Below are 25483 nucleotides of genomic sequence, written 5' to 3' on the forward strand. Positions count from 1 at the left end.
AGTGCCGAATGCCGTACCGACTCGACATCACGCAGGGGGACTGGCCGGGCGACCTGCCGCACAAGGGCGTCGAGGGGCTGCTGGCCGAGGCCATGGTGCTCACCCTCGCCACCGCGGGCCACGAGCACGGCCCGCACGCCAACCTGGCCTTCTTCGCGTACGACGACGACCTCGTCCTCTACTTCGTCAGCGAGCGCTCCACCCGGCACAGCCACCACCTGGCCGAGGAGGCCCGGGCCGCCGCCACCGTCTTCCTGCCGCCGCCGGTGTTCGGCGAGCAGCTGCGCGGCCTGCAGCTGAGCGGCGGCGCGAGCGAGGCCTGGGGGCGGCAGGCCGAGGCGGCGCTGGCCGCGTACCAGGGGCGCTACCCGGCCTTCGCCCGGGACGAGGAGGTCCGTCGGCAGTTCCTCACCGGGGGCGGGGCGGCGGCGCTCTACCGGTTCCAGGTGGAGGAGCTGACGGCGGTGGACGAGCCGAACTTCGGGCGGCGCAACTACCTGCGGGCGCGGGTGGTGCGGTCGTAGCTCCCACGGGCCCGGCGGCGGGTTGTCTGTACAACTTCCCAGGTGGTTCATCTGCGGGACGGCACGCCGACGCCCCTCGGACACCTGGGCGCATCAGCCTGGACGCATGAGAGTCATCGTCGTAGGAGCAGGCGTGCTCGGCAGCATGCACGCCTGGCAGGCCGTACAGCGCGGCCACGAGGTCGTCCACCTGGAGCGCGAGACCGAGGCGCGCGGCGCCTCGGTGCGCAACTTCGGCCTGGTCTGGGTCAGCGGCCGGGCCCAGGGCGAGGAGCTGGACACCGCGCTGCGGGCCCGCGAACTGTGGGAGTCCATCGGTTCCCGCGTCCCGGACCTCGGCTTCCGGGCCAACGGCTCGCTCACGGCCATCCGCACCGAGGCCGAACTCGCCGTCGCCGAGCGGGCCCTGACCCTGCCGGACGCCGCCGCCCGCGGCTACAAGCTGCTCGACCCGGACGAGACCCGCGCCGTCAACCCGGCCCTGCGCGGCAGGCTGCTCGGCGCCCTGTGGTGCGAGCGCGACGCCGCCGTCGAGCCCCGCACCGCCCAGCGCGCGCTGCGCGGGTACCTGGAGTCCACCGGCCGGTACACCTTCCTGCCCGGACGCGAGGTGCGCGAGGTGGTCGGCGAGAACGCCGTCCGCGACGACCACGGCGACGTCCACACCGGCGACCTGGTGATCCTCTGCACCGGCGCCTGGCTGGGCGGCCTGGTCCGCGAACTCGCCCCCGCCCTGCCGGTCCGCCGGGTGCGGCTCCAGATGATGCAGACCGACCCGCTCGGCGAGACCCTGACCACCTCCGTGGCCGACGGCGACAGTTTCCGCTACTACCCCGCCTTCGCCGGCACCGCCCTGGACCGGCTGCGCGAGACCCAGCCGCAGCCGCCGGTCGCCGCCGAGCACAAGATGCAGCTGCTGATGGTCCAGCGCCGCGACGGCGGCCTGACCATCGGCGACACCCACGAGTACGACCAGCCGTTCGGCTTCGACGTCGTCGAGGACCCGTACGACCACCTGGTCGGCGTCGTCGAGGAGCTGCTCGGCCGTCCGATGCCGCGGATCCGCCGCCGCTGGGCCGGGGTGTACGCCCAGTGCGTCGACTCCACCCGGGTGGTCCACCGCGAGCGCGTGCGCGACGGCGTCTGGCTGGTCACCGGCCCCGGCGGCCGCGGCATGACCTGCTCGCCCGCCATCGCCGAGACCACCGCCGAACTCGCCAACCTGTAAGGAACGCTGTCATGACCAACGACATCCGCCTGGTCGTCCTCGACATGGCCGGCACCACCGTCGCCGACGACGGCCTGGTCGAGCAGGCCTTCACCGCGGCCGCCGCGAAGCTCGGCGTCGAGGCCGGCAGCCCGGAGTTCGACCCGATGCTGGCCCACGTCCGGGCCACCATGGGCGAGTCCAAGATCTCCGTCTTCCGCCACCTGTTCGGCGAGGAGGAGAAGGCCCAGCTGGCCAACGCCGCCTTCGAGGCCGCCTACGACGACCTGGTCGACGCCGGCCACTGCGCCCCGCTGCCCGGCGCCGCCGAGGCCATCGCCGAACTGCGCGGCCAGGGCCGCAAGGTGGTCCTCACCACCGGCTTCTCCCGGACCACCCAGGACCGCATCCTGGACGCCCTCGGCTGGCAGTCCGTCGCCGACCTGACGCTCTGCCCGGCCGACGCCGGCCGCGGCCGCCCGTACCCCGACATGGTGCTCACCGCGCTGCTGCGCACCGGCACCGACTCGGTCCGTCACATCGCCGTCGCCGGCGACACCGGCTACGACATGCTGACCGGCACCCGGGCCGGCGCCTCCGTCGTCGCCGGAGTCCTCACCGGCGCCCACGACGAGGCCCGGCTGCGGGCCGACGGCGCGACCCACGTCCTCGGCTCGATCGCCGAACTGCCCGCGCTGCTGGGCTGACCGGGCGTTCCCGGGGCGGGCGGGCGTCGCGACGAAAGCGTGCGACGCCCACCCGCCGCGGCCCGCGGGGGCCCGGGTCGGCGAGCGGCCGGCTCAGGCCGACGACGCCCCGGGCCTGCGCACGGACCAGAGCACGGTGCCGTCGATCAGGACGTTGCAGCCGAGGAACAGCAGCGCGTACGCGGGGGAGCCGACCTCGCCGGGGAGCTTCGGGGCGACCCGCCCGGCCGGGTCCATCCGGACGGTGACCACGTCGCCGCGCTTGAACCGGGCGTCGCGCTCCTGGAGCGGCCCGCCGGGGACCTCGCCGCCCGGCTCCGTGGCGGCGAGGGTGTACTCCCGCCCGGTGCCGTGGAGCGAGTCGGAGACCTTCTCGTCGACGACCACCGCCCGCACCGTCCGGCCCGAGCCCAGGATCAGGTCGGTCCAGGCGACGGAACCCGAGAGGTACCCGACGAACGCGACCGCGCAGATGCCCGCGCCCCAGGCGAACATCCGCTTCTGGAAGGCCGGGTTGGTGTCGGCGTCGCGGCGCAGGGCGAACGCGATCAGCATCACCAGGGGGTAGCCGAAGCCCACCAGGGTGGCGAGGAACGAGTTGACGTGGACGTCCAGCGCGATGACGGCGACGAGCATCGCGGTGGAGAGCGCGATGAGCGCCACCGCGCCGCCGAGCCGGCGCGCTCCGCTGCGCGTGCCCTGGTCGGGTGGGGCGATGGTCATCCGAAGGCCTTCCGGACGTTGTCCCACCGCTCGGGCGGCAGGGCGTCGCCGCTCTCGTCCCGGGGCGGGTGGAAGGAGATGCCCCGGTACGCGGCGGCGACCACCGGCAGCCACTCGTCCCAGTGGTCGACGTCCTCGGTGGTGAAGACGGCGGCGACCACGTGCGGACTCCACGGGTGCGGGATCAGCAGTTCCAGCTGGCGGACCGTGCTGACGGCCGACTCCGGTACGCCCCAGACCGCGCCGGGCACCGGGACGGTCAGCTCGCGGGCGGCCAGGGCGGCGCGGCCGAGCGGCAGGTCCACCACGCCGACGTCGGCGTCCGGCCAGGCCTCGGCCAGCTCCGCGGCGACCCGCACCGGGTAGCTGCCCGGCTCGCCGAGGTCCTGCGGGCGGAGGAAGACGGCGAACACGCCGTGGATCGGACCGCCGTCCCCGGCCCGGACCAGGCAACCGGACACGTGGACGGCGCCCTCGCGCAGCTGGGCCTGGAGCGCGGTCTCGGAGGCGATCACCGCGGCGAGCTTCTGCTCGGCCCCGGCGTCGGGGAAGAACGCGTCCAGCTGCTCCGCGGCCCGGGCCATCCGGTCGCCGGGGTCCTCGTCCAGGTCGACGGCGGTGAAGCCCGGGGGCAGGTCGAGCCAGAGCGGCGGGGCGGTGGCCCCGGGGGTCTCAACGGCCATAGCCGGCCGCCCATCCGCCCATGCCGAGCAGGTTGCCGACGGTGGACACGCTGCCGATGATGACGTTGGCCTTGCCACCGCCGGCCATCATGCCCGCCGAGCCGACGACGCTGTTGCCGCCGGTGGTGTAGTTGACCGCACCGGCGAGGCCGTCGCTCGGGTTGTCCTGGGTGAGCGCGTACGCGGTCGGGGCGTTGAGCCCGGCGGTGGTGGCGGCCTGGACGCCGTCGGAGACGTTCATCGCGGTGGCCTTGGAGACGCCGAGCTTGACGGCCGGTTTCTCGATCGCGGTGGTGAAGACCGGGTTGGCCGGGTCGACCGCCCGGGCGGCGGTGCGGACCTCGGTGGATCCGGCGGAGACCGCGCCGCGCACGCCCGCACCGGCGGCGCGGGCCTCCCGGACGGCGGTCACGCCCTTGGCCGCGACGCCCACGCCGGGGATCGCGCCGAGGACGTCGCCGCCCAGGGTCAGCCAGTTGCCGATGTTCTTCTGCGGCGGCCACAGCTGGCCCTTGGCCGCGTACTGGGTCGCGTGCGCACCCGCGGCGGCGGCGCTCAGCAGGAGCGCCGGCAGCGCGAAGGCGGGGAAGAAGATCGCCGCGACGCCGCAGACGCCGGCCGCGACGGTCAGCAGGTCCGCGCCGTGGTTCTTGAACCAGTTGCCGACCTTGCTGAGCAGGCCCGGCTCCGGCGGGGCCTTGCTGTCGGCGGCCTTGCGGACGGCCTCGGCCGTCTTCCTGGCGTCCGCCTCGTGGGTGCCGGCGAGCTCGTGGGCCTGTTTCCGCAGGCCGGCCAGCTCGTTGGTGGCGCTGGTGAGCAGGTCGGCGGCCGAGTCCAGGTGGCCCTTCGCCGTGTTGTAGCGCTGTTCGGCGGCGGCGAGGCTCGCGTCGTCGGGGAAGTACCGCCCGGCCAGCTGGAGGTCGGGGGCGGCGGCCGCGGCGCTGTGGGCGCGGTCCGCCTCGTCCTTCTTCTTCTTGGCGGCGACCGCGGAGGCGGCCAACTCGGCTGCCCTGGGCTGGTGTTCGGTCAGCGCCTTGTACCAGACGTCGAGCGCCGTGTAGGCGGCGGTGATCGACTCGGAGGCGTCCTGGAGGTAGCCGGGCAGCTTGCCGAACTGCTGGGCGAACTGCTTGGCGGCCTCGCCCGTCCACTCGCCCTGGTCGGCGGAGAGCTGGGCGAGCGTGGTGTGCACGCCGCTCAGGTGCTGGCCCACCCGGCGCAGGCTGTTGCTGAGCGCGGTGACGGCGCCGGAGTCGCCGGGGGTGGGGTCGAAGCCGAGACCGGACCAGTCGGGCGCCGCCGGCGCGGGGGTGCTCACGACTGCCCCGCCGGGGTGAGGACCTTGACGATGCTCTGCTCGGTGCCGTCGTAGTTCTTCTGTACCTGCGCCAGGCCCTCGTCCAGGACCTTGACGCACTCGCGGACCTTCTTCAGGCCGAACTGCCACTTGTCCTTGAAGTGGCCGCAGGACTCGTCGAGGAAGTCGTAGCCGGTGCCGGTGTGGCCGGCCGCCTCGAACGCCTTGAGCCCCTGCTCCAGTTCGTCGCCGCAGCCTCTGAGGTCCTGGGCCAACTTGGCGAGGAATTCGGTACTGACCTTGAAGTCGGACACTTTCGCCCCCCGATGCGTCGCTTGTCGAACCGGGCGAGCATAGTCCTCGAGGGTGCGCCGGTGATCGCGGGAACCGGCGCCAGGGGGCCGTCATTACGGGACTTTTACGGGCCGTCGACGCCTTCTTGACGTCGGCGGCCCGACCCCGGGGCGGACATCCGCGACGGGGGCTCAGCGGCGCCAGAAGCCGCGCTTGCGCCGGCCGACGAGCTGCACGACGGCCGCCACGAACAACTCGGCGACGGGGGAGGGCCCGGAACCGTGGTTGAGATGGCTCTCGGCGGTCCACTCGCCGAGGACGGTGCCGGGGCTGCCGTCGAGGGGGCTGAGCGCGTGTTCGAGGGTCACGTAGCGCACGGTCCTGGCGCCCTTGGGCTGGACGGCGGCGACGAAGTGGGCCTCGGTGGCGCCGACCGGGGTGGGCAGGGTGACCAGCAGCATGTGGTGGCCGTCGACCGACAGGTGGCGGCAGTCGAGGCCGTGGCCGGGCAGGCGGTCCTCGGGCGGCAGGGACGCGCCGAGGTCGTCCCAGATCTGGGTGACGACGGGCAGCAGGCTGCCGCCGTCCGGGGTCGGGGTGGCCACGCGCGGGCCGAACTCCAGCACCTGGCGGGCGAGCTCGCGGTGGACGAAGCGGTAGTGGTGGGGCCGGGGGTCCGTCATGGGGACACCGTAGCGAAGCCCTCGGGGCGGGAGGTCGGCGCGTCCGACTTCCCGCCCCGGCGGGCGAGTTGACAGTCTTGAACTGAATTGACGATCCGTCAGGAACGGTCAGGTGTGCTCGGGGCGGTCAGGAGTGGCCGCCCTTGAGGTTGAGCACCACCACCCCGACGATCACCAGCGCGATGCCCAGCCACTGGAGCCGCCCGAGCGACTCGCCGAAGGCGACCACGCCTATCCCGGCGACCGCCGCGGTGCCGGCCCCGGACCAGACCGCGTAGGCGACCGAGACCGGTATGTGCTTGAGCGCGCGGCCGAGCAGCAGGAAGGAGAGCGCGTAGCCGATGCCGACACCGAGGCTCGGCCAGAGCCGGGTGAACCCCTCGGTGAGCTTGAGGCAGCTGGTGGCACAGACCTCGCTGGCGATGGCGAGGGCGAGCAGGAGATAGGGCATGTCAGGGTCGAACCGCGCCGGCTCCGGCGAGCTTCCCGAGCAGGGCGAGGTCGGCCTGCTCCAGGCTGGCGAGCAGGGTGATCCGCTCGCCCTGCGGCATCGGCACCGCGGTCGACGGCACGGCGAGCACCGCGCAGCCGGCCGCGGTGGCGGAGGCGACCCCGGTCGGGGTGTCCTCGACGGCGAGGCAGTCGGCCGGGTCCAGGCCCAGCCGCTCGGCGGCGGCGAGGTACGGGTCGGGCGCGGGCTTGGTGCGCGCCGTCTCCCCGGCGGCCAGGGTGACGGCGAACCAGTCCCGGCCGATGGCGGACAGCACCAGGTCCACCACCCCGCGGGGGGAGGCGGAGACCAGCGCGGTGGGCACCCGGGCGTCGCGCAGCGCGGCCAGCAGGGCGAGCGCGCCGGGGCGCGGCACCGTCTCGGCGGCGACCTTGGCGGCGAAGGACTCGCCCAGCCGGGCGGCGAGTTCGGCCTCGCCGAGGGTGGTGCCGCTGACCCTGTGCAGGTGGGCGGCGGTGTGCTCGATCGCCTGGCCGAGCACCTCGGGGGCGTCCTGGTCGGTGAGCGGGCGGTGCAGCTCCTCGGCGAGCTCGGCGGCGGCCTGCCACCACAGTTGCTCGGTGTCGACCAGGGTGCCGTCCATGTCGAACAGGACGGCGGCGGGCAGGGCGGGGGAATCGGCGAGGGCGGGGGATCCGGGCATGGCGGAGTCAGGCATGGCGGTACCTTCGGGTGGCTCTACGGTGGTTCGGCGGTGCTCCGTCGGGCGGAGCGGGGAGGTACGAGGCTCTCAGGCCGCGCGGCGGTCCACCAGTACCGGGCGCTCCGGCAGGGTGAGCGCGGCCCGCGCACCGGCCGGCAGCGCGGCGGCGGCCTCGGTCGGCAGGTCGGCCTTGACCTCGGTGCCGTCGTCCAGGCGGACGGTGAGCCGGGTGACGGCGCCCAGGAAGGAGGCGGTGACCACCAGCGCGGGGCCGTCCTCGGCCGGGGTCAGGGTGACGTTCTCCGGGCGGACCAGCACCTGGAGCTCGCCGTCGGCCGGGATCCCGCCGTCCACCGCGTGGCGGCGGCCGAGCACCTCGACGCCGTCCGAGGTGCGGGAGCACGGGATGCGGCTCATGGTGCCGACGAACTCGGCGACGAAGGCGGTGGCCGGCCGGCCGTACAGCTCGGACGGGGTGGCGCACTGCTCCAGCTTCCCGGCGCGCAGCACCGCGACCCGGTCGGCCATCGACAGGGCCTCCTCCTGGTCGTGGGTGACGAACAGGGTGGTGATGCCCAGCTCCTGCTGGAGGCGGCGGATCTCCTCGCGCAGCTGGAGGCGGACCTTGGCGTCCAGCGCGGACAGCGGCTCGTCCAGCAGCAGGACGCGCGGCTGGAGGGCGAGCGCGCGGGCGAGCGCGATGCGCTGCTGCTGGCCGCCGGACATCTGGTGCGGGTAGTGGTCGGCGCGGTGCGGCAGGCCGACCAGCTCCAGCAGCTCCTGGGCCCGCTTGCGGCGCTCGGTCTTGCCGGTGCCGCGCATCCGCAGCCCGAAGGCGACGTTGTCCACGGCGGTCAGGTGCGGGAAGAGGCTGTAGGACTGGAACACCATGCCCGCGTCGCGCTTGTGCGCGGGGATCGCGGTGATGTCCCGGCCGTCGACCAGCACCTCGCCGGAGTCGTGCTGCTCGAAGCCGGCGAGGATGCGCAGCGCGGTGGTCTTGCCGCAGCCGGACGGGCCGAGCAGGGCGAGCAGCTCGCCCGGGTGGACGGTCAGGTCCAGGCCGTCGAGGGCGGTGGTGGTGCCGAACGCGCGGCGCAGGGAGCGGAATTCGACGGTGGCGCTGCCGGGGGAGAGCGAGACGCCGTTGGCGATGGCGGTGGCCGTGGTCATGACTGGTGACTCCGGGGGTTTCAGGAGGTGGCGGTCTTGGCGCGGCGCTCGCGCCCGGCGGTGGCCAGCAGGAGCAGCAGCAGCCAGGTGAGCAGCAGGCTCAGGATGGAGACCGCGACCGACATGTGGGCCTGGCTGTTGCCGACCGAGTAGATCCAGACCGGGAAGGGCTGGAAGCCGAGGATCGAGGCGGTGGTGAACTCGCCGAGGACCAGGGCCAGGGTGAGGAAGGAGGCGTTCAGCAGGGCGCCGCGCAGGTTGGGCAGGACGACCGTGAACACCGCGCGCGGCCAGCTCGCGCCGCAGTTGCGGGCGGCCTCGACCAGCGTGCGCACGTCCATCGAGCGCAGGCCGGCGTCCAGGGCGCGGTAGGCGAGCGGCAGGGCCATCAGCACGTACGCGATGACCAGCACCAGTGGGAAGTCCGGGTCCTGGATGAACACGAAGGTCTGGAAGAACGGGGTGTCCATCAGGTAGTCCGGGCCCCAGCGGAGCACCCCGATGAGGCCGGCGGTCAGCGCGACCGGCGGGACGACCAGCGGCAGGGTGCAGAGCACGTCGATGACCGGGCGCAGCTTCGGCGAGCCGAGCCGCACGGAGATCAGCGCCGGGACGAGCAGGAGCAGCAGCACCACGACGGTGACCACGGCCAGGCCGAGGGTCAGCCAGAGGCTGTCCAGGAAGCCGGGGGCGGAGAGCAGCCCGGTGTAGGCCTCGAAGGAGATGCCCGTGGGGTCGTCGATGGAGAACCAGAAGGACGCCGCGAGCGGGACGACGAAGTAGACGCCGGCGAGCGCCAGCACGGCGCCGCGCCACCAGCGCACGGTGCGTCGGCCGGGGCGGGCGGGGGTGGTCAGCTGAGCCATCGGGCGCTCCGGCGCTGGAGGGGGAGGTACACGGCCATCACCAGGACGGCCACGACGATCATGTTGAGGCTGAGGGCGAGGGCGAGGTTGCCCTGGCCGACCAGCACGTTGCCGGAGAGCGCGTCCGCGATCGAGCGGCTGACCAGCGGGACGGTCGCGCCGACCATGGCGGCGGCCGTCGCGTAGGCGGCGAAGGCGCTGCCGAAGAGCAGCACGAAGCCGCCCAGCAGGGAGGGGGCCAGGATCGGCAGGGCGACGTGGATCCAGTACTGCGTGCCGGTGGCGCGGTTGTTCTGGGCGGCCTCGCGCCACTGGGTCCGCAGGCCGTCCAGGGCCGGGGTGATGGTGAGCACCATCAGCGGGACGAGGAAGTACAGGTACACGACCGTCAGGCCGGTGAAGGAGTACAGCGACCAGCCGTGGTCGGTGAGGTGCAGCAGCTTGGTGATCTCGCCGGCGTTGCCGAGGGTGGCGACGAAGGCGAAGGCGAGCGGCAGGCCGCCGAAGTTGGCGAGCACGCCGGAGGCGGTGAGCACCGCCTGGCGCAGCCAGCCGTGCCGGGAGGTGACGACGGCCTGGGCGAGCGGCAGCCCGAGCGCGGTGGCGAGCAGCGCGGTCAGCGCGGAGAGCTTGAGGCTGCTCAGCATGGCCGTCTGGTAGCCGCCCTGGACGGAGGCCGTCAGGTTGTCGAAGGTGAACTGCCCCGCACCGGTCTCCGCGTCGCTGGAGGTGGTGAACGCGCCGATCACGATGGCGACGGTGGGAAGTCCGAAGCCGATCAGGAAGAACAGCAGCAGCGGCACGGCGGCCAGCCAGGACGCTCCGCCGAGGCGGGCGAGCGGCCGGCGCCGCGGCGCGGGGGCGGTGGTGGTGGTGGGGGAGACGGTCGTGGCGGTGGCGGACGCCCCCGCGCCGCCACCGGGGAAGGTGGCGGCGGGGGTGGTCGGCACCGGGGTGGGAGCCGTGGTCATGAGTGCCTTTTCTCAGCCCGAATTACGGTACGTGGCCGGGGTGTCAGCCCGCGACGGCCTTGGTCCAGTTCTCGGTGACGACCTTCTTGGCCGCGTTGATCTGGTCGACGGTCGGGAAGGTGGTGAACGGCTTCTCGACCGGCGGCAGCTTGGCGGCCGCGGCGGCGTCCAGGGTGCCGTCCTTCTTCAGGGCCTCGAAGGTGGACGGGGTGGCGTAGCCGCCGAGGAAGAGGTTCTGGCCCTCGGCGCTGAACAGGTACTCCTGCCACAGGCGGGCGGCCGCCGGGTGCGGGGCCCACTTGTTGACGCCCTGGTTGTAGAACTGGGCGTAGGAGCCGTCGACCGGGATGGAGACCTTCCAGTCGACGCCCTTGCCCTTGAACTCGTCGGTGTAACCGGCGTTCAGGTAGGACCAGTCGATCGAGATCGGGGTCTCGCCCTTCTCGACGGTGGCCGGGGTCGACTCGACCGGGTTGAAGTTGCCGGACTGCTTCAGCTTGCCGAAGAAGTCGATGCCGGGCTGGATGTTGTCCAGCGAGCCGCCGTTGGCGAGCGCGGCCGCGTAGACGCCGCCGAAGGCGGAGCCGGACTTGGTCGGGTTGCCGTTGAGGGCGACCTGGCCCTTGTACTCCGGCTTGAGCAGGTCGGCGAAGGTCGTCGGGCAGACGGCGATCTTCTTGGCGTCGCAGCCGATGGAGACGTAGCCGCCGTAGTCGTTGACGGCGGCGCCGTTCGCGTCCTTCATGGTGTCCGGCACCTTGTCGAAGGTGGACACCTTGTAGGGGGCGAGGATGCCGTCCTTGACCGCCTGGAGGGCGAAGGCGCTGCCCAGGTCGACCACGTCGGGGGCGCGGTCCTGGCCCTTGCGGGAGTTGATCGCGTTGATCTCGTCCTGGCTGGAGCCGTCCGGGTTCTCCTCCTCGACCTCGATGCCGTACTTGGCCTTGAAGCTGTCGATGATCTTGCCGTAGTTGGCCCAGTCCCGGGGCAGCGTGATGACGTGGAGCTTGCCCTCCTTCTTGGCGGCGGCGACCAGGCCGTCCATGCCGCCGAAGTCGGCGACCGAGGTGGCCGTCTTGGCGTCCTTGGCGCCGCCCTTGGCGGAGTCGCCGGACTTGGCGCTCGAACCGGCGGAGCCGCAGGCGGTGAGGGAGAGCGCGGCGGCGGTCAGTACGGCCGCGAAGGCGGCGGCGCGGGCGCGGTGCACGGTCACGGGGAAGTCTCCTGTTAAGGGGGCGTACTGCGAGGGGCGTTCGCGGGGGTTCCGCGGGCTTGCGTCTCGCGAAGGGCGGCGGACCGGCCCAGTGGGCGATCGATCGACGTCGTCCGAGTTGACTAGCCAACTTCGCTGACAGCAGTAAGTACGCCGGAGCCCGGTGACGGGAAGGTGAACGGACGGCCCAGAACCGGGGTCGGCTGCGGGAACGGTGGAATCCGGCCATCGGAGCGCGAACCGTTCGGTGCGATGCTTCGAAGGCGCAGCGGGATAAGGTCGGGCTGTCCGCGCCGGTACGGCTGCGCAGGACACCGCCCCAGGAGGGACATTGACTGACGTGGCAACTGAGCCCCAGCGCCCCGAGACCGAGGGGCACCCGGCCGCCGGGGACCACTCGGCCGGCGGGGAGCGCTCGGCTGCCGGGGAGCGCCCGACAGCCGGCGAGCCCCCGGCCGAGCGCCCCGGCGCGCTGTACCGGAAGGTGGCCGCCGACCTGCGCGAGGCGATCACCACCGGCGCGTTCGGCGAGGCCGGCCGGCTGCCCGCCGAGGGCGCGCTGGCCGAGCAGTACGGCGTCTCCCGCGGCACCGTCCGCCAGGCGCTCGCCGTGCTGCGCTCCGACGGACTGGTCACCTCCCGCCGCGGCACCCGCCGGGTGGTCCTCGGCGGCGCCCGGGTGCAGAGCTTCTCCGAACTGCTCAGCTTCACGCACTGGGCGTACTCGATGGGCGAGGAGCCCGGCGGCATCCTGGACTCGCTGGTGCGCCGCCCGGCCGACGCCGCCGAGCGCGAGCAACTGCGCCTGGAGCCGGGCGCCGAGGTGTACGTCATCGTCCGGCTGCGGACGCTCTCCGGCACGCCCGTGATGGTCGAGCGCACCGTCTACCCGCCGCGGGTCGGCGAGATCGTCGCCGAGCTGCCGCCGGACGTCGTCTCGCACACCGAAGTGCTGCGCGAGCACGGCATCCTGTTCACCGACGCCGACCACACCATCGACGTCGTCCCGGCCAACGCCGAGGACGCCCGGCTGCTCGGCTGCCGCCGGGGCGGCCCGCTGCTGCGCGAGCGGCGCCGCACGACCGACCCGACGGGCACACCGGTGGAGTGGTCCCAGGACCGCTACCTGCCCGGGACGGTGGCGTTCAGCGTGCACAACTCCCTTGCCACGTCGGCGCTTTCGCGGCACGCGCGGGAGCAGGACTGAGCTCCTCCGGGGTGTCGCGCGGGTTTCCTCGGCGGGGCGTCCCCGAGGTGCGGGCGTCCTGGGCGTACGGGCGTCCTCGGCGGGGCGTCCCGAGGTGCGGGCGTCCTGGGCGTACGGGCGTCCTCACCGCATGAGCGCGGCGAGCAGCGGGCGGTAGTGCTCGAAGCCCGGCGTCGGGGCGCCGGCCACCTTCGCCCGCTCGTCCCAGCGCCGCACCGCCACCGCGTCCCGGGCGCCCGGGAGTTCGGCGAAGGCGGCGGCCTGGCGCTCGTCCATCGGGCCGCCCTGCACGCCCAGCGTGTACTCGGAGGCCTCGGAGAGCTGCTCCCGGTACCCGGGCTCGACCGCGCACAGGTAGCGCTTGGCGGCCACGTGCAGCCGGACCGGCTCGGTGACCTCCGGGCCGAACCAGCGGGCCAGCCAGTCGGCCCCGGAGTCGCTGTGCCGGTTGTCCTGACCCTTCATCAGATCCCGTCCGTGCGGGGATCCGTGGCCGTGCTCGTCGAAGAAGTGACCGACGTCGTGCAGCAGCGCGGCGGCGACCAGGTGCTCCGGCGCCCCGGCGGCCTCGGCGGCAGCGGCGGCCTGGAGCATGTGCTCGGCCATGGTGACCTCCTCGCCCAGGTACTCCCCGGCGCCCTCGCCCGCGAACAGGGCGGCGATCGAGTCCAGCGCGGCGGCGCGCCGCCGCAGCACGGCGAGGGTGCTGTTCAGCGAGTCGAGGTCGGCGTAGCAGCCCTGGAGGTGGCGGTGGCCGTCCTGCTGGAAGGCCGTCCGGGCGTGCATCAGACGGGTGTTGTCGAAGACCAGGCAGTCTCCGGGGCCGAGGCGGAAGGTGAGCCGGAGCTCGGGGCGCAGGGTGATCGCGGCGAAGCGGCGGTAGGCGGCGTAGAAGGCGTCCAGGTCCTTGGGGTCGTCGGCCCGGACGGTGCCGATCGAGCGGTTGTTGAACCTGACCTCGCGGATCCGGCCCCGCGGGTCCACGTCGATCAGCGGGCGGTCGGCGCGCAGTTCGGTGCGGCGGTCGCGGAAGACGAACGGGACGGGCGTGCGGGTGAGGACCTCGAACGCGTCCGGCGCCTCCTCCCGGAGGATCGCCGCGGCCTTGAAGCCGTCCACCAGTCCGGAGTCGCCACCGGTCGCCGAGTTCTCCAGGCAGTGCAGCAGCTGGAGGGTGGGCACCGGGTCCCGGTACGGGTTGTCGGTGTGCGGGGCGATGGCGACGCTGGTGAAGGCCAGGTTGTTGGGGTCCGGCTCGACCCGGACGTCGAACAGCTCCCCGTAGTTGGTGACCCGGACGTACCCGAAAGTCTCCGCCACCCGCAGCACCTGTCGCTCGACGGCCGGCACCCCGCGCAGCACGGCGAAGCCGCTGTCCCGTACGGCGGCCAGCACCGAGGCCCGCTCGGCCGGTTCGGCCAGGTAGTCCTCCCAGCGCGTCCGCGGGATGCCGGGCGCGAAGTCCGCCGCCGTCCAGAGCCGCTTGCCCCGCTCGGTGCGCCCGTCGCCCTCGTCCGCCCGGTCCAGCCACTCCAGCGGGTAGCGGGAGCGGTGCCCGTCCGACCAGAGCACCTCCAGGTGCCCGTCGGCCTCGGTGCTCCCGGCGACGGCGAGGCCCTCGGGCAGGTCGTCGATCCGGAAGAGCTTCTGCCCGTTGCGCGGGTCCCGGCACTCGGCGCACGGGCAGTTGTCGCGCAGCCAGTACGGCGGCAGCTCGGTCATCGGTCTTCTCCTCGGCGCACTACGGCTGTCGTGTCGGGTGAAGTTGTATAGCCAACTTCACGTCCTGTCCGGGAGCCTGCCTGCCTCCGGTGAGTTCCACGTGCCGGGCAGGTGAACGAAACGGGAACTGTCCCGGAGGTCGGCGCTGCGGGCACGTCGGCGAGTGGCCCGGCAGGTGCGGCGCCGAGTGGTCCGGCGGGTGGTCCGGCGGGTGGTTCCGGAGGGCTGTTCGAGTGAGGGGCACGGGGCACGGGGCGTTTCGGGGCGAGCGGGCGGGCACTGTCCGAGGAATTCCTCCTGCTTCGAGAGGCGATCGGCCATGGCCCATTCCTCGTCCAACCCGCCCGGCTCGGGGCACACCGCACTGCGGCGCGAGGTCGGCGTCATCGGACTGCTCTGGGCCTCGGTCGGGGCGATCATCGGCTCCGGCTGGCTGTTCGGGGCGCAGAAGGCGGCGGTGGCGGCCGGGCCCGCGGCGCTGCTGTCCTGGGGCATCGGCGCGATCGCGATCGTCCTGCTGGCGCTGGTGCACGCCGAGCTGGGCGGGCTGTTCCCGGTGGCGGGCGGTACGGCGCGCTACCCGCACTACGCCTTCGGCGGGTTCGCCGGGATGTCCTTCGGCTGGTTCACCTGGCTCCAGGCCGCCACCATCGCACCGATCGAGGTGCAGGCGATGATCAACTACGCCCAGCACTGGAGCTGGGCGGACGGCCTGCTGAACAAGAACCTGACGCTGACCAGCTGGGGGTTCGTCGTCGCCGCCCTCCTGCTCGGGGTCTTCGTCGCCGTCAACTTCCTCGGCGTGCGGCTGCTCGCCCACACCAACAGCGCGGCCACCGTCTGGAAGGTCGCCATCCCGGTGGTGACCATCTTCGCGCTCGGCATCAGCGAGTTCCACGGCTCCAACTTCGATGTCCACGGCTTCGCGCCGGACGGTGCCAAGGGCGTGCTCACGGCGATCAGCAGCAGCGGGGTGATCTTCGCGCTGCTCGGCTTCGAGCAGGCCATCCAGTGGGCGGGGGAGAGCCGCAACCCGCGCCGCGACATCCCGCGCGCGGTGCTCGGCTCGGTGGTGATCGGCACGATCGTCTACGTGATGCTCCAGGTGGTCTTCATCGGCGCGCTGCCCCCGGAGACCTTCGCCCACGGCTGGAGCACGCTCGACTACCCCGGGATCAGCGGACCGTTCGCCGGCCTGGCGACCCTGATCGGGCTGGGCTGGCTGGCCACCGTGCTGTTCATCGACGCGGTCATCTCGCCGGCCGGCACCGGGCTGGTCTACATCACCTCCAGCTCCCGGGTCACCTACGGCCTGAGCCGCAACGGCTACGCGCCGCAGGTGCTGCAGTCCACCGACAAGCGCGCGGTGCCCTGGCTCGGCCTGCTGATCGCCTGGGTGGCCGGGGTGATCTGCTTCCTGCCCTTCCCGAGCTGGCAGCGGCTGGTCGGGTTCATCACCTCGGCGGTGGTGCTGATGTACGCGGGTGCCCCGCTGGCCTTCGGGGTGCTGCGCAAGCGGCTGCCCGGGATGGAGCGCTCGTACCACCTGCCCGGGGGCTCGGTGGTCTCGCCGCTGGCCTTCGTGGTGGCCGGCCTGGTCATCTACTGGTCCGGCTGGGACACCCTGTGGCGCCTCGGCCTGGCGATCGTGATCGGCTACGTGCTGCTCGGCGGGTACTCCTGGTACGCGCGCTCGAAGGGGCTGCCGAACGCGCCCCGGATGGACTTCCGGGCCGGCCAGTGGCTGCCGGTCTACCTGGTCGGCATGGGCCTGATCTCCTGGCAGGGCACCTTCGGCGTGGGCGCGCAGGGGAACCTGCCGCTGTGGTGGGACATCGCCGTGGTGGTGGCGTTCTCGCTGGTCGTCTACTACTGGGCGCTGGCGATCGCGCTGCCGGCGGAGGAGATCGAGCGGAACATCCGGGGCGTCGAGGTGGTGGACACCAACGGGCACTGACGCACACGGGCACCGCGGAGTCCGCGAAGGCCGAGGCCCCCGGAGGACGTCCTCCGGGGGCCTCGGCCGTACCGGGTCAGGCCCGGACGGTCGCGTTCCAGGCGGCCTCGGCGGCGGCCAGGGCGGGCGCTGCGTCGGTGTCCGTCGCGTCCGCGAGGGCCGACAGGCAGGCGCGGACGGTGTCCAGGGCGGCCGCCTGCCCGTAGTGGTTGACCCGCAGCATCGAGCCGGCCAGCGCGCCGCCGCCCGGCTGGACGGGCAGGGCCGGGTCGAGGCGGGCGGCGAGGGCCGTCGCGTCGACGCCGTCCTGGGTGCGCAGGGTGGTGGCGACCGGGGCCGCGTGGGCGTCCTCGACGACGTACGGGGCCAGGGTGCCGAGCGCGCGGACACCGGCCCGGGTCGCGGCGGAGGCGGCGCGGTGGCGGGCGATCACGGCGGGCAGGCCGTCGGCGGCGATCCGGTCCAGGCAGGCGCCGAGCGCGAGCATCTCCAGCTGGGCCGGGGCGTGCGGCAGGACGGCGCGGCCGGCGTCCGTCCAGCGCTCCTTCCAGTCGAGCAGCGACAGGTAGGAGCGGCGCGGGGCGGCCGGGTTGGCGGCGATCCGCTCCCAGGCGCGCTCGGAGACGGACACGGCGGAGACCCCGGCCGGGCCGCCCATCGCCTTCTGGCCGCCGATGACGCACAGGTCGACGCCCCACTCGTCGGTGAGCAGCGGCTCGGCGGCGACGGAGGCCACCGCGTCGAGCATCAGCAGCGCGCCGTGCTCACGGACCACGGCGCCGATCCCGGCGACCGGGTTGGTGTTGCCGGTGGCGGCCTCGGCGTGCACCAGGGAGACGAAGTCGATCTCCGGGTGGGCGTCCAGGGCCCCGGCCACCTGCTCGGCGCTCACCGCGCTGTCGAAGGGCGCGGCCAGGTCGACGACCTTCGCGCCGCAGGAGCGCAGCCAGTTGCCGAAGGTCTGCCCGTAGGGGCCGGTGACGATGTTGAGGGCGGTCGAGCCGGGGTGCGCGGCGCCGCGGATCGCGGCCTCCAGGGGGAGGAGCGCCTCGCCCTGGGTGACGATCACGTCGGCCTCGGTGTGCAGCAGCGCGGCCACCTGGTCCTCGATCGCCGCGAACTCGGCGGCGCTGAGCGGGGGCAGGTCGAGGAAGGGGCTCACGTCTTTATCGCCTTTCGCGGGGGTGGGTGCGGAAACGAGTCTGCCGCATCATGACTGCTTACACGGAACCCGCCCGTCGGTAGAGTGCGGCCATGAGTGATGGTGCGGTGCTGCACGTGCGGGGTCGGGTGCTGGTCGGCCCCGAGGACGTCCGGGACGAACTCTGGGTGGTGGACGGCCGGGTGAGCTTCACCCGCCCGCCGAGCGCCGAGGACGTGCGGACGGTGACCGGCTGGGTGCTGCCCGGCCTGGTGGACGCGCACTGCCACGTCGGACTGGACGCGCACGGCGCGGTGGACGCCGAGACCAGCGAGAAGCAGGCGCTCACCGACCGGGACGCCGGCACCCTGCTGATCCGCGACGCCGGCTCGGCCGCCGACACCCGGTGGATCGACGAGCGCGAGGACCTGCCCCGGATCATCCGGGCCGGCCGGCACATCGCCCGCACCCGCCGCTACATCCGCAACTACGCGCACGAGATCGAGCCCGGCGACCTGGCCGCCTATGTCCGGGCCGAGGCCCGGCGCGGGGACGGCTGGGTGAAGCTGGTCGGCGACTGGATCGACCGTGACCGCGGCGACCTCGCCGCCTGCTGGCCCGGCGACGCGCTGGCCGAGGCGATCGCTGCCGCGCACCAGGAGGGCGCCCGGGTCACCGCGCACTGCTTCTCCGCCGAGTCGCTGCCGGACCTGCTGGCGGCCGGGATCGACTGCGTCGAGCACGCCACCGGGCTGACCGAGGAGCTGATCCCGGTCTTCGCCGAGCGCGGGGTGGCGATCGTGCCGACCCTGGTCAACATCGCCACCTTCCCGGACCTCGCGGCCGGCGGCGAGGCCAAGTTCCCGGCCTGGGCGGCGCACATGCGGCGGCTGCACGAGCGCCGGTACGACACCGTGGGCGCCGCGCACGACGCGGGCATCCCGGTGTTCGTCGGGACGGACGCGGGCGGCTCGCTGGCGCACGGGCTGGTCGCGGACGAGGTGGCGGAGCTGGTGAAGGCGGGGCTGAGCCCGGCCGAGGCGCTGTCGGCGGCGAGCTGGGGGGCGCGTGAGTGGCTGGGGCGGCCCGGGCTGGAGGAGGGCGCGCCGGCGGACTTCGTGGTGTACGCGCAGGACCCGCGGGCGGACGTCCGGGTGCTCGCGGACCCGCGGCTGGTGGTGCTGCGGGGGCGGGTGGTCGGGTAGCGCGCCGGGTCGTCCAGGCTGCCGCGCAGGCCCGTCCGTACCGACGCGCGGGCCCGTCCGTACCGACGCGCGGGCCCGTCCGGGCCGTCGCGCCGGCCTTCCCTGGCGGCCCTTGGATCGCATGATCATCCGCTGAAAGCCCTGTCGGTGTAGGCCGATAGGGTGGCGACCATGGCACCGCGTCCACTGAACGAGATCGTCGAGCCCGGCTGGGCCACCGCCCTGGAACCCGTCGCCGGACGGGTCGCCGAAATGGGCGACTTCCTGCGCGCCGAACTGGCCGCAGGCCGCACCTACCTGCCCTCCGGCCCGAACGTGCTGCGGGCCTTCCAGCAGCCCTTCGCCGACGTGCGGGTGCTGATCGTCGGGCAGGACCCGTACCCGACCCCGGGCCACGCCGTCGGGCTGAGCTTCTCGGTGGCGCCGGAGGTGCGGCCGATCCCGGCGAGCCTGATCAACATCTACCGGGAGTACGGCACCGACCTGGGGCTGCCGCAGCCCTCCAACGGGGACCTCACCCCGTGGACGCGGCAGGGTGTGCTGCTGCTCAACCGGGTGCTCACCGTCCAGCCGCGCAAGAGCGGCCAGCACCGGGGCAAGGGCTGGGAGGCCGTCACCGAGCAGGCGATCCGGGCGCTGGTGGCGCGCGGCGGCCCGCTGGTGGCGATCCTCTGGGGGAGCGACGCCCGCAACCTGCGCCCGCTGCTGGGCAACGTCCCGTCGGTGGAGTCGGTCCACCCCAGCCCGATGTCGGCCGACCGCGGCTTCTTCGGCTCGCGGCCGTTCAGCCGGGCCAACGAGCTGCTGGTGCGGCAGGGGGCTCAGCCGGTGGACTGGCGGCTGCCGTAGCGGACCGGCCGTAGCAGAGTCGAGTCAGCGCGGAACGCCAATCTCACTCCAACGAGTGAAATGACGTTCTGTGTTACTCATGTGACGGATTGTTCGAGAAGACTGGCGGCTCATCGTTTCATCTGTGTGGGGGTACCGCCATGTCTTCTCGCCGAATCGTTTCCGCCGCCGCGGCCACCGCCGTGGTGGCGAGCACGCTGCTCACCGCCGGGCCCGTCCAGGCGGCCGAGCCCGCCCCGTCACCCGGCAAGGCGCGCGCCGTCACCGCCGAACTCGACCTGGACGTCAGCCTGTTGAACAAGGCCCTGGACGTCCCGGTGAACATCGCGCTGAACAAGGTGGAGTCGCCGGCCCAGCGAGGGGGGTCCCCCCAGCCGGAGGCTGGGGGAGGGTCGGTCCTGACGGCCACCGTGGCCGGGGTCGACCAGACCGGCCCGGTCGAGCTGGTCAAGGCCGACATCGGCAAGTCGGTGACCAGGGTCGACGCCAAGGGCGCCACCGCCTCCGTCAAGCTGGTCAACGCCGACGTGCACGCCCCCGGCCTGCCCGCCACCACGCTGCTCGGCCTGGAGGCGATGAGCGCCGAGGCGACCTGTCCGGTGGACGGGCAGCCCACCGCCGACGTGGTCGCACCGGTCAAGCTCAGCGTGCTCGGCAAGCCGGTCACCGTCGGCCTCTACGGGCCGACCAAGGTGGACGTGCCGCTGATCGGCAGCGTCTCGGTGGAGTTCTCCAAGAAGACCGTGACGACGACCACCGCCGCCGCCTCCGCGCTGGAGGTGCAGGTGGAGGTGAACCCGCTCAACCTGAACGTCGCCAAGGTCACCGGGAAGATCACCGTCGCCTCGGTGAGCTGCGAGAAGCCCTCCGCGCCGGCGGCCGGCCAGGCCACTCCGTCCACTCCGGCCGTCCCGTCCGGCCAGGCCACCGGCGGCGCCGCGTCCACCGGCACGCCCGCCGCCCAGCCGGTCGCCGACACCACCGCCTCCCGCACCGCCGTCCCGCAGGCCGGGGTGGAGACGCCGGAGAAGGCGGAGAGGCTGGCCTCCACCGGCGGCAGCAGCGCCACCGGCCCGCTCGCCGCAGGGGCCGCCGCCCTGGTCGCGGGCGGGGTGGCCGCGCTGTGGGCCACCCGGCGCCGCCGCGCCGCGCACGCCCGCCGTCACTGACCGCGGCGGCCGCCCGCAACCGCATCCGTCGTCACTGACCACGTAGGTGCCGTCACCGACGGCACCCGGAACGGCGGGAGTGCCGCCCGCGGCACTCCCGCACCGTGACGGTGTCAATGCGGACGGTTGGTTCACATGCGCGTTACACGAGAGGAACAACCGGGAAACGGCGGCTTGCAACGCTACGCGGGCACCCACCACCCAGCAATGCGAGGGACCCGACGTGGCAATCAAGGCCGAGTACATCTGGATCGACGGCACCAAGCCGACCGCGAAGCTCCGTTCCAAGACTCGCGTCCTGCCCAACGCCGACAAGATCCCCACCTGGGGCTTCGACGGTTCCTCGACCAGCCAGGCCGAGGGCCACGCCTCGGACCGCGTGCTGGACCCGGTGCGCGTGACGCCGGACCCGATCCGCGGCGGCGACCACATCCTGGTCCTCTGCGAGGTCCGGGAGACGGACGGCACCCCGCACGTCTCCAACACCCGCGCCCTGCTGCGCGAGGTCGCCGAGAAGTACGCCGCGCAGGAGTCGATCTTCGGCATCGAGCAGGAGTACACCTTCTTCAAGGGCTCCCGCCCGCTCGGCTTCCCGGAGGGCGGCTACCCGGCCCCGCAGGGCGGCTACTACTGCGGCGTCGGCGCCGAGGAGGTCTTCGGCCGCGAGATCGTCGAGCTGCACCTGGACCGCTGCATCGACGCCGGCCTGGCCATCTGCGGCATCAACGCCGAGGTCATGCCCGGCCAGTGGGAGTTCCAGATCGGCCCGGTCGACGCGCTGACCGTCTCGGACGACATGTGGATCGCCCGTTACCTGCTCTACCGCACCGCCGAGGAGTTCGGCATCGACGCCACCCTGGACGCCAAGCCGGCCCGCGGTGACTGGAACGGCGCGGGTGCCCACACCAACTTCTCCACCAAGGCGATGCGCGAGGGCTACGACGCCATCATCACCGCCTGCGAGTCGCTCGGCGCCTCCCAGGAGAAGGTGCTGGAGCACGTCAGCCAGTACGGTGACGACATCCAGTCCCGCCTCACCGGCAAGCACGAGACCGCCCCGTGGAACGTCTACAGCTACGGCGTCTCCGACCGCGGCGCCTCGGTGCGCATCCCGTGGCAGGTCGAGGTGGACAAGAAGGGCTACATCGAGGACCGTCGCCCGAACGCCAACGTCGACCCCTACGTCGTCACCCGCCTCCTGATCAACACCTGCTGCGAGGCGCTGGAGAAGGCCGGCCAGATCTGATCCACCCGCCCCACCCGGGCCCCGTACCACGCCCCGCAGGCCCCCTCCCGGTGCAGGAGGGGGCCTGCGGGCGTTCCGTCGCGTGCGTGGCCCTCGGGGGCGGTGGTGTCCGGGGCGGACGGTGGGCCTTGAGTGGGCGGTGGTGTCCGGGGCGGACGGTGGGCCTTGAGTGGGCGGTGGTGTCCGGGGCGGACGGCGGGCCTTGAGTGGGCGGTGGTGTCCGGGGCGGACGGCGGGCCTTGATCGGGCGGGGGAGTTCGCGGAGAATCGGGCCGTGACTGCTTCGGACCGGCCCCTCCTCGTGCGCAGGCTGCACGTGGATCTGGGGCGGGTGTGGGCGGACGGGTGTCGTGGTCGGTGGGTTCCGTCAACCGACCTCAGGCAGTACCGGCCCCAGGAGTGTGTCCGTCCATGGCTCTCACCTTCCACTGGTTCCTCCCCACCAACGGCGACAGTCGGCTGATCGTCGGCGGCGGGCACGGCTCCACGCCCGGCGCGGCCGGGTCGGACCGGCCGCCGAGCATCGGCTACCTCGGTCAGATCGCCCGCAGCGCCGAGCAGTTGGGCTTCGAGGGGGTGCTGACGCCGACCGGGGCCTGGTGCGAGGACGCCTGGCTGACCACCGCGATGCTGAGCCAGGTGACCGAGCGGCTGAAGTACCTGGTGGCGTTCCGGCCCGGGCAGATCAGCCCGACGCTGGCCGCGCAGATGGCCGCGACCTACCAACGGCACACCGGCGGGCGGCTGTTGCTCAACGTGGTGACCGGCGGGGAGTCCGCCGAGCAGCGCGCCTACGGGGACTTCCTGGACAAGGACGCCCGGTACGCCAGGACCGGGGAGTTCCTGGACGTCACCCGGCGGCTCTGGGCGGGGGAGACGGTCGACCACCACGGCCCCCACCTGCGGGTCGAGGGGGCGAGGCTGACTCGGTTGCCGGACCCGGTGCCGGCGGTGTACTTCGGCGGGTCCTCCCCGGCCGCCGGCGAGGTCGCGGCCCGGTCCGCGGACGTCTACCTGACCTGGGGCGAACCGCCCGCCCAGGTCCGCGAGAAGATCCGCTGGGTCCGCGAACTGGCCGCCGCCCACGGCCGGACCGTACGGTTCGGCATCCGGCTGCACGTGATCACCCGGGACACCGCCGCACAGGCCTGGGCGGAGACCGAACGGCTGCTCGCCGCCATGGACCCGCGCCGGGTGCGGGAGACCCAACGGGCGCTCGCCGAGAGCGAGTCGGAGGGACAGCGGCGGATGCTCGCGCTGCACGGCGGCTCGGCCCAGCGGCTGGAGGTGTACCCCGGCCTGTGGGCCGGCATCGGGCTGCTGCGCGGCGGCGCGGGGACGGCGCTGGTGGGCAGCCACCGCGAGGTCGCGGACCTGATCTGCGAGTACCACGGCCTGGGCATCGACGAGTTCGTGCTGAGCGGGATGCCGCACCTGGAGGAGGCGTACTGGTTCGGCGAGGGCGTGCTCCCGCTGCTCGCCGCCCGCAAGCTCTGGGACCGTCCGTGATCTCCGGGGCCACCCGGGGCCTCCGGGTCCGCCCGCGATCTCCGGGGCCACCCGGGGCCTCCGGGTCCGCTCGTGATCTCCGGGGCCACCTGGGACCTCTCGCTCCGTCCGTGACTCGTGGTGCGGGAACCCGATCGTGACCGGCAAACCGCTGGTCAAGCGCCCCTGCCGGATCGAGAATTCATGGCATGACCCAGCAGCCCCTGCTCCTCCTCGACGTGGACGGACCGCTCAACCCCTACGCCGCGCCGAAGCGGAGGCCCGAGGGCTACGCCACCCACCGCCTGCGCCCCTCCTGGTGGGTGGCGAAGCAGGAGCACCTGGCGGCGGTCCAGGCCCGGCAGGCGACGCGCGCCAAGCACGCCAAGCCGCCGGCCGTCCGGGTCAAGCCGCTGCGGGTGTGGCTCAACCCCTCGCACGGCGAGGAGCTGCTGGCGCTGCCGTACGAACTGGTGTGGGCCACCGGGTGGATGGGCGAGGCGAACACCCACATAGGCCCGCACATCGGCCTGCCCGAACTCCCGTTCATCCGCTGGTCCGATCTGTTCGGCACGAACTCGGACGGGCTGCACTGGAAGACCAGGGACGTGGTCGCCTGGGCCGCCGGGCGCCCGTTCGTCTGGGTGGACGACGAACTCGGCCCGCGGGACGAGGAGTGGATCGCCGTCCACCATCCGGGACCGGCGCTCGCCCTGCACGTCAACCCCCGGATCGGCCTGTTGGCCGACGACTTCGCCAGGCTGCGGGAGTGGGCTGAGGGTCGCGCTGTTCCGGGGGCGTGAACCACGGGGGATGGGGCGCGCGGGGCGTGAACGAGCCGGTGGTGTGCGCCGTGCGCCCCGTTGTGCACGTCGCACCGCGCTTTCTAACGTCCCATCATGACCATTCTCACGGAGCCCATCGGCAGCATCCCGCGGCCGAACACCCTGCTGAACGCCCTGACCGAGCACGCCGAAGGGCGCCTGTCCGACGCCGACCTGAAGAAGCTGCAGGACGAGGCCACCGCCGACACCCTGGCCAGGCTCGCGGACCTCGGCTGCCCCGTCCTGGTGGACGGCGAGCAGGCGAAGCCCAGCTTCGTCACGTACCCCCTCGCCGGGCTGACCGCCCTCGACGGGGACGGCGCCGTCATCCCCTTCGCCGACGGGCACACCCGGCAGCTGCCGCGGCTGACCGCCGGGCCGTTCCGGTACCGGGTCCGCGCCGAGAGCTACCTGCGCGAGGCCCTCCGCCACACCTCGCAGCCCGTCAAGCAGGCCGTCATCGCGCCCTCGGCGCTCAGCCTGCTCTACCCGGCCGACGGCATCGACGGGTACTCGCGCGAGGACTTCCTGAAGGACCTGGCCGACGAGGCCGAGGCCGACATCCGCGGCTGCCTGGACGCGGGCGCCCACGTCGTCCAACTCGACTTCACCGAGGGGAGGTTGTCGCTCAAGCTGGACCCGTCGGGCGGTCTGCTGGGCGACTTCGTGGACCTCAACAACCGGGTGCTCGACCGGTTCACCGAGGAGGAGCGGGCCCGTCTCGGCGTGCACACCTGCCCGGGCGGGGACCAGGACTCCACCCACAGCCTGGACGTCGACTACGCCGAGCTGCTGCCGAAGCTCTTCCGGCTGAAGGTCGGCAACTTCTACGTACAGCTGGCGAGCGAGGCCGATCCCGACCGCGTTCTCGCCGTCATCGCGGAGCAACTCCGCCCCGGGATCCGGGTGTTCGTCGGGGTGACCGACCCGATCGACCCCAGGGTGGAGACCCCGGAGGAGGTGCGCGACCGCGTGCTGGCCGCGGCCCGGCACATCCCGGTCGACCAGCTCGGCACCACCGACGACTGCGGGTTCTCGCCGTTCGCCGACGACACCTCCACCGCGCGTGAGACCGCCTTCGCCAAGATCGCGGCGCGGGTGCGGGGCACCGCCCTGGCGGCGGAGGCGCTCGGGCTCGGGTAGGGGTTCCTGTTCGGCCGTTCGCCGGGCTGGGCGGCCG

General features: G+C 73.3%; 25 protein-coding genes. 12 read left to right on the plus strand and 13 right to left on the minus strand.

Going from position 1 to position 25483, the window contains the following annotated elements; translation table 11 throughout:
- Positions 1–8: 8 nt before the first annotated feature.
- The 3 genes from ACIQ87_RS13445 to ACIQ87_RS13455 all read left to right on the plus strand — a co-directional run bounded on the left by ACIQ87_RS13445 (position 9) and on the right by ACIQ87_RS13455 (position 2438).
- Complete coding sequence (locus ACIQ87_RS13445) at positions 9–524, plus strand: pyridoxamine 5'-phosphate oxidase family protein (protein WP_402405630.1); 516 nt, start codon at positions 9–11, stop codon at positions 522–524.
- Between the two features lie 106 nt (positions 525–630).
- Positions 631–1752: a TIGR03364 family FAD-dependent oxidoreductase gene (locus ACIQ87_RS13450; protein WP_402405632.1), complete on the plus strand. Its 1122-nt coding sequence runs from the start codon at positions 631–633 to the stop codon at positions 1750–1752.
- A gap of 11 nt (positions 1753–1763) precedes the next feature.
- Positions 1764–2438: a phosphonatase-like hydrolase gene (locus tag ACIQ87_RS13455; protein ID WP_402405634.1), complete on the plus strand. Its 675-nt coding sequence runs from the start codon at positions 1764–1766 to the stop codon at positions 2436–2438.
- 93 nt (positions 2439–2531) lie between these two features.
- On the opposite strand, the gene ACIQ87_RS13460 is transcribed toward ACIQ87_RS13455, so the two are convergent.
- The 11 genes from ACIQ87_RS13460 to ACIQ87_RS13510 form a co-directional block, all read right to left on the minus strand.
- A complete protein-coding gene (locus ACIQ87_RS13460; RefSeq protein ID WP_402405636.1) occupies positions 2532–3161 on the minus strand; it encodes a hypothetical protein in 630 nt (209 codons plus the stop codon).
- On the minus strand, positions 3158–3844 hold the full coding sequence (locus ACIQ87_RS13465; RefSeq protein ID WP_402405638.1) for a hypothetical protein: 687 nt from the start codon (positions 3842–3844) through the stop codon (positions 3158–3160). The genes ACIQ87_RS13460 and ACIQ87_RS13465 overlap by 4 nt, the downstream gene beginning before the upstream one ends.
- On the minus strand, positions 3834–5162 hold the full coding sequence (locus ACIQ87_RS13470) for a putative T7SS-secreted protein (RefSeq protein WP_402405639.1): 1329 nt from the start codon (positions 5160–5162) through the stop codon (positions 3834–3836). The genes ACIQ87_RS13465 and ACIQ87_RS13470 overlap by 11 nt, the downstream gene beginning before the upstream one ends.
- Positions 5159–5455 carry a hypothetical protein gene (locus ACIQ87_RS13475; RefSeq protein ID WP_402405641.1) on the minus strand — a complete coding sequence of 99 codons (297 nt, stop codon included), beginning with the start codon at positions 5453–5455 and terminating at the stop codon, positions 5159–5161. The genes ACIQ87_RS13470 and ACIQ87_RS13475 overlap by 4 nt, the downstream gene beginning before the upstream one ends.
- Positions 5456–5626: 171 nt before the next feature.
- On the minus strand, positions 5627–6118 hold the full coding sequence (locus ACIQ87_RS13480; RefSeq protein WP_402405642.1) for a hypothetical protein: 492 nt from the start codon (positions 6116–6118) through the stop codon (positions 5627–5629).
- Positions 6119–6245: 127 nt separating this feature from the next.
- Positions 6246–6569 carry a DMT family transporter gene (locus ACIQ87_RS13485; protein ID WP_392878414.1) on the minus strand — a complete coding sequence of 108 codons (324 nt, stop codon included), beginning with the start codon at positions 6567–6569 and terminating at the stop codon, positions 6246–6248.
- A gap of 1 nt (position 6570) precedes the next feature.
- Positions 6571–7287: an HAD family hydrolase gene (locus tag ACIQ87_RS13490; protein WP_402405644.1), complete on the minus strand. Its 717-nt coding sequence runs from the start codon at positions 7285–7287 to the stop codon at positions 6571–6573.
- Positions 7288–7359: 72 nt separating this feature from the next.
- A complete protein-coding gene (locus ACIQ87_RS13495) occupies positions 7360–8445 on the minus strand; it encodes an ABC transporter ATP-binding protein (RefSeq protein ID WP_402405646.1) in 1086 nt (361 codons plus the stop codon).
- A 20-nt stretch (positions 8446–8465) separates the two neighbouring features.
- Positions 8466–9311 (minus strand): ABC transporter permease, encoded by an 846-nt coding sequence (locus tag ACIQ87_RS13500; protein ID WP_402405648.1) that lies wholly within the window; start codon positions 9309–9311, stop codon positions 8466–8468.
- The gene (locus tag ACIQ87_RS13505) at positions 9299–10282 is read right to left on the minus strand and encodes an ABC transporter permease (protein WP_402405650.1); all 984 of its coding nucleotides are present in this window, start codon (positions 10280–10282) and stop codon (positions 9299–9301) included. The genes ACIQ87_RS13500 and ACIQ87_RS13505 overlap by 13 nt, the downstream gene beginning before the upstream one ends.
- Before the next feature lie 43 nt (positions 10283–10325).
- Positions 10326–11495 carry an ABC transporter substrate-binding protein gene (locus ACIQ87_RS13510; protein ID WP_402405651.1) on the minus strand — a complete coding sequence of 390 codons (1170 nt, stop codon included), beginning with the start codon at positions 11493–11495 and terminating at the stop codon, positions 10326–10328.
- A 340-nt stretch (positions 11496–11835) separates the two neighbouring features.
- Here ACIQ87_RS13510 and ACIQ87_RS13515 point away from each other — a divergent pair, with 340 nt between their 5' ends.
- Positions 11836–12702: a GntR family transcriptional regulator gene (locus tag ACIQ87_RS13515; protein ID WP_402405653.1), complete on the plus strand. Its 867-nt coding sequence runs from the start codon at positions 11836–11838 to the stop codon at positions 12700–12702.
- A 123-nt stretch (positions 12703–12825) separates the two neighbouring features.
- Here ACIQ87_RS13515 and ACIQ87_RS13520 read toward each other — a convergent pair whose 3' ends face one another.
- Positions 12826–14424 carry a TauD/TfdA family dioxygenase gene (locus ACIQ87_RS13520; protein WP_402405655.1) on the minus strand — a complete coding sequence of 533 codons (1599 nt, stop codon included), beginning with the start codon at positions 14422–14424 and terminating at the stop codon, positions 12826–12828.
- Positions 14425–14743: 319 nt separating this feature from the next.
- On the opposite strand from ACIQ87_RS13520, the gene ACIQ87_RS13525 reads away from it, so the two are divergent.
- Positions 14744–16381 (plus strand): APC family permease, encoded by a 1638-nt coding sequence (locus ACIQ87_RS13525; RefSeq protein WP_402405657.1) that lies wholly within the window; start codon positions 14744–14746, stop codon positions 16379–16381.
- A gap of 76 nt (positions 16382–16457) precedes the next feature.
- Here ACIQ87_RS13525 and ACIQ87_RS13530 read toward each other — a convergent pair whose 3' ends face one another.
- A complete protein-coding gene (locus ACIQ87_RS13530; RefSeq protein WP_402405659.1) occupies positions 16458–17543 on the minus strand; it encodes a pyridoxal-phosphate-dependent aminotransferase family protein in 1086 nt (361 codons plus the stop codon).
- A 92-nt stretch (positions 17544–17635) separates the two neighbouring features.
- Between ACIQ87_RS13530 and ACIQ87_RS13535 the strand changes: the two genes are divergently transcribed.
- From ACIQ87_RS13535 to ACIQ87_RS13565, 7 genes are all read left to right on the plus strand, one after another.
- Positions 17636–18727 carry an amidohydrolase family protein gene (locus tag ACIQ87_RS13535; RefSeq protein ID WP_402405661.1) on the plus strand — a complete coding sequence of 364 codons (1092 nt, stop codon included), beginning with the start codon at positions 17636–17638 and terminating at the stop codon, positions 18725–18727.
- 171 nt (positions 18728–18898) lie between these two features.
- Entirely contained in the window at positions 18899–19576 is a 678-nt protein-coding gene (locus tag ACIQ87_RS13540) for a uracil-DNA glycosylase (RefSeq protein ID WP_402405662.1), read from the plus strand.
- A 140-nt stretch (positions 19577–19716) separates the two neighbouring features.
- A complete protein-coding gene (locus ACIQ87_RS13545; RefSeq protein ID WP_402405664.1) occupies positions 19717–20745 on the plus strand; it encodes an SCO1860 family LAETG-anchored protein in 1029 nt (342 codons plus the stop codon).
- 223 nt (positions 20746–20968) lie between these two features.
- Entirely contained in the window at positions 20969–21991 is a 1023-nt protein-coding gene (gene glnII, locus ACIQ87_RS13550; RefSeq protein WP_402405665.1) for a glutamine synthetase, read from the plus strand.
- 411 nt (positions 21992–22402) lie between these two features.
- Positions 22403–23500: an LLM class flavin-dependent oxidoreductase gene (locus ACIQ87_RS13555; RefSeq protein ID WP_402405667.1), complete on the plus strand. Its 1098-nt coding sequence runs from the start codon at positions 22403–22405 to the stop codon at positions 23498–23500.
- Between the two features lie 188 nt (positions 23501–23688).
- Positions 23689–24282: a hypothetical protein gene (locus ACIQ87_RS13560; protein ID WP_402405669.1), complete on the plus strand. Its 594-nt coding sequence runs from the start codon at positions 23689–23691 to the stop codon at positions 24280–24282.
- Between the two features lie 96 nt (positions 24283–24378).
- A complete protein-coding gene (locus ACIQ87_RS13565; protein WP_402405670.1) occupies positions 24379–25446 on the plus strand; it encodes a cobalamin-independent methionine synthase II family protein in 1068 nt (355 codons plus the stop codon).
- Positions 25447–25483 lie beyond the last annotated feature (37 nt).

It is taken from the genome of Kitasatospora sp. NPDC096204 (assembly GCF_044763205.1).
Taxonomy (GTDB): Bacteria; Actinomycetota; Actinomycetes; order Streptomycetales; family Streptomycetaceae; genus Kitasatospora.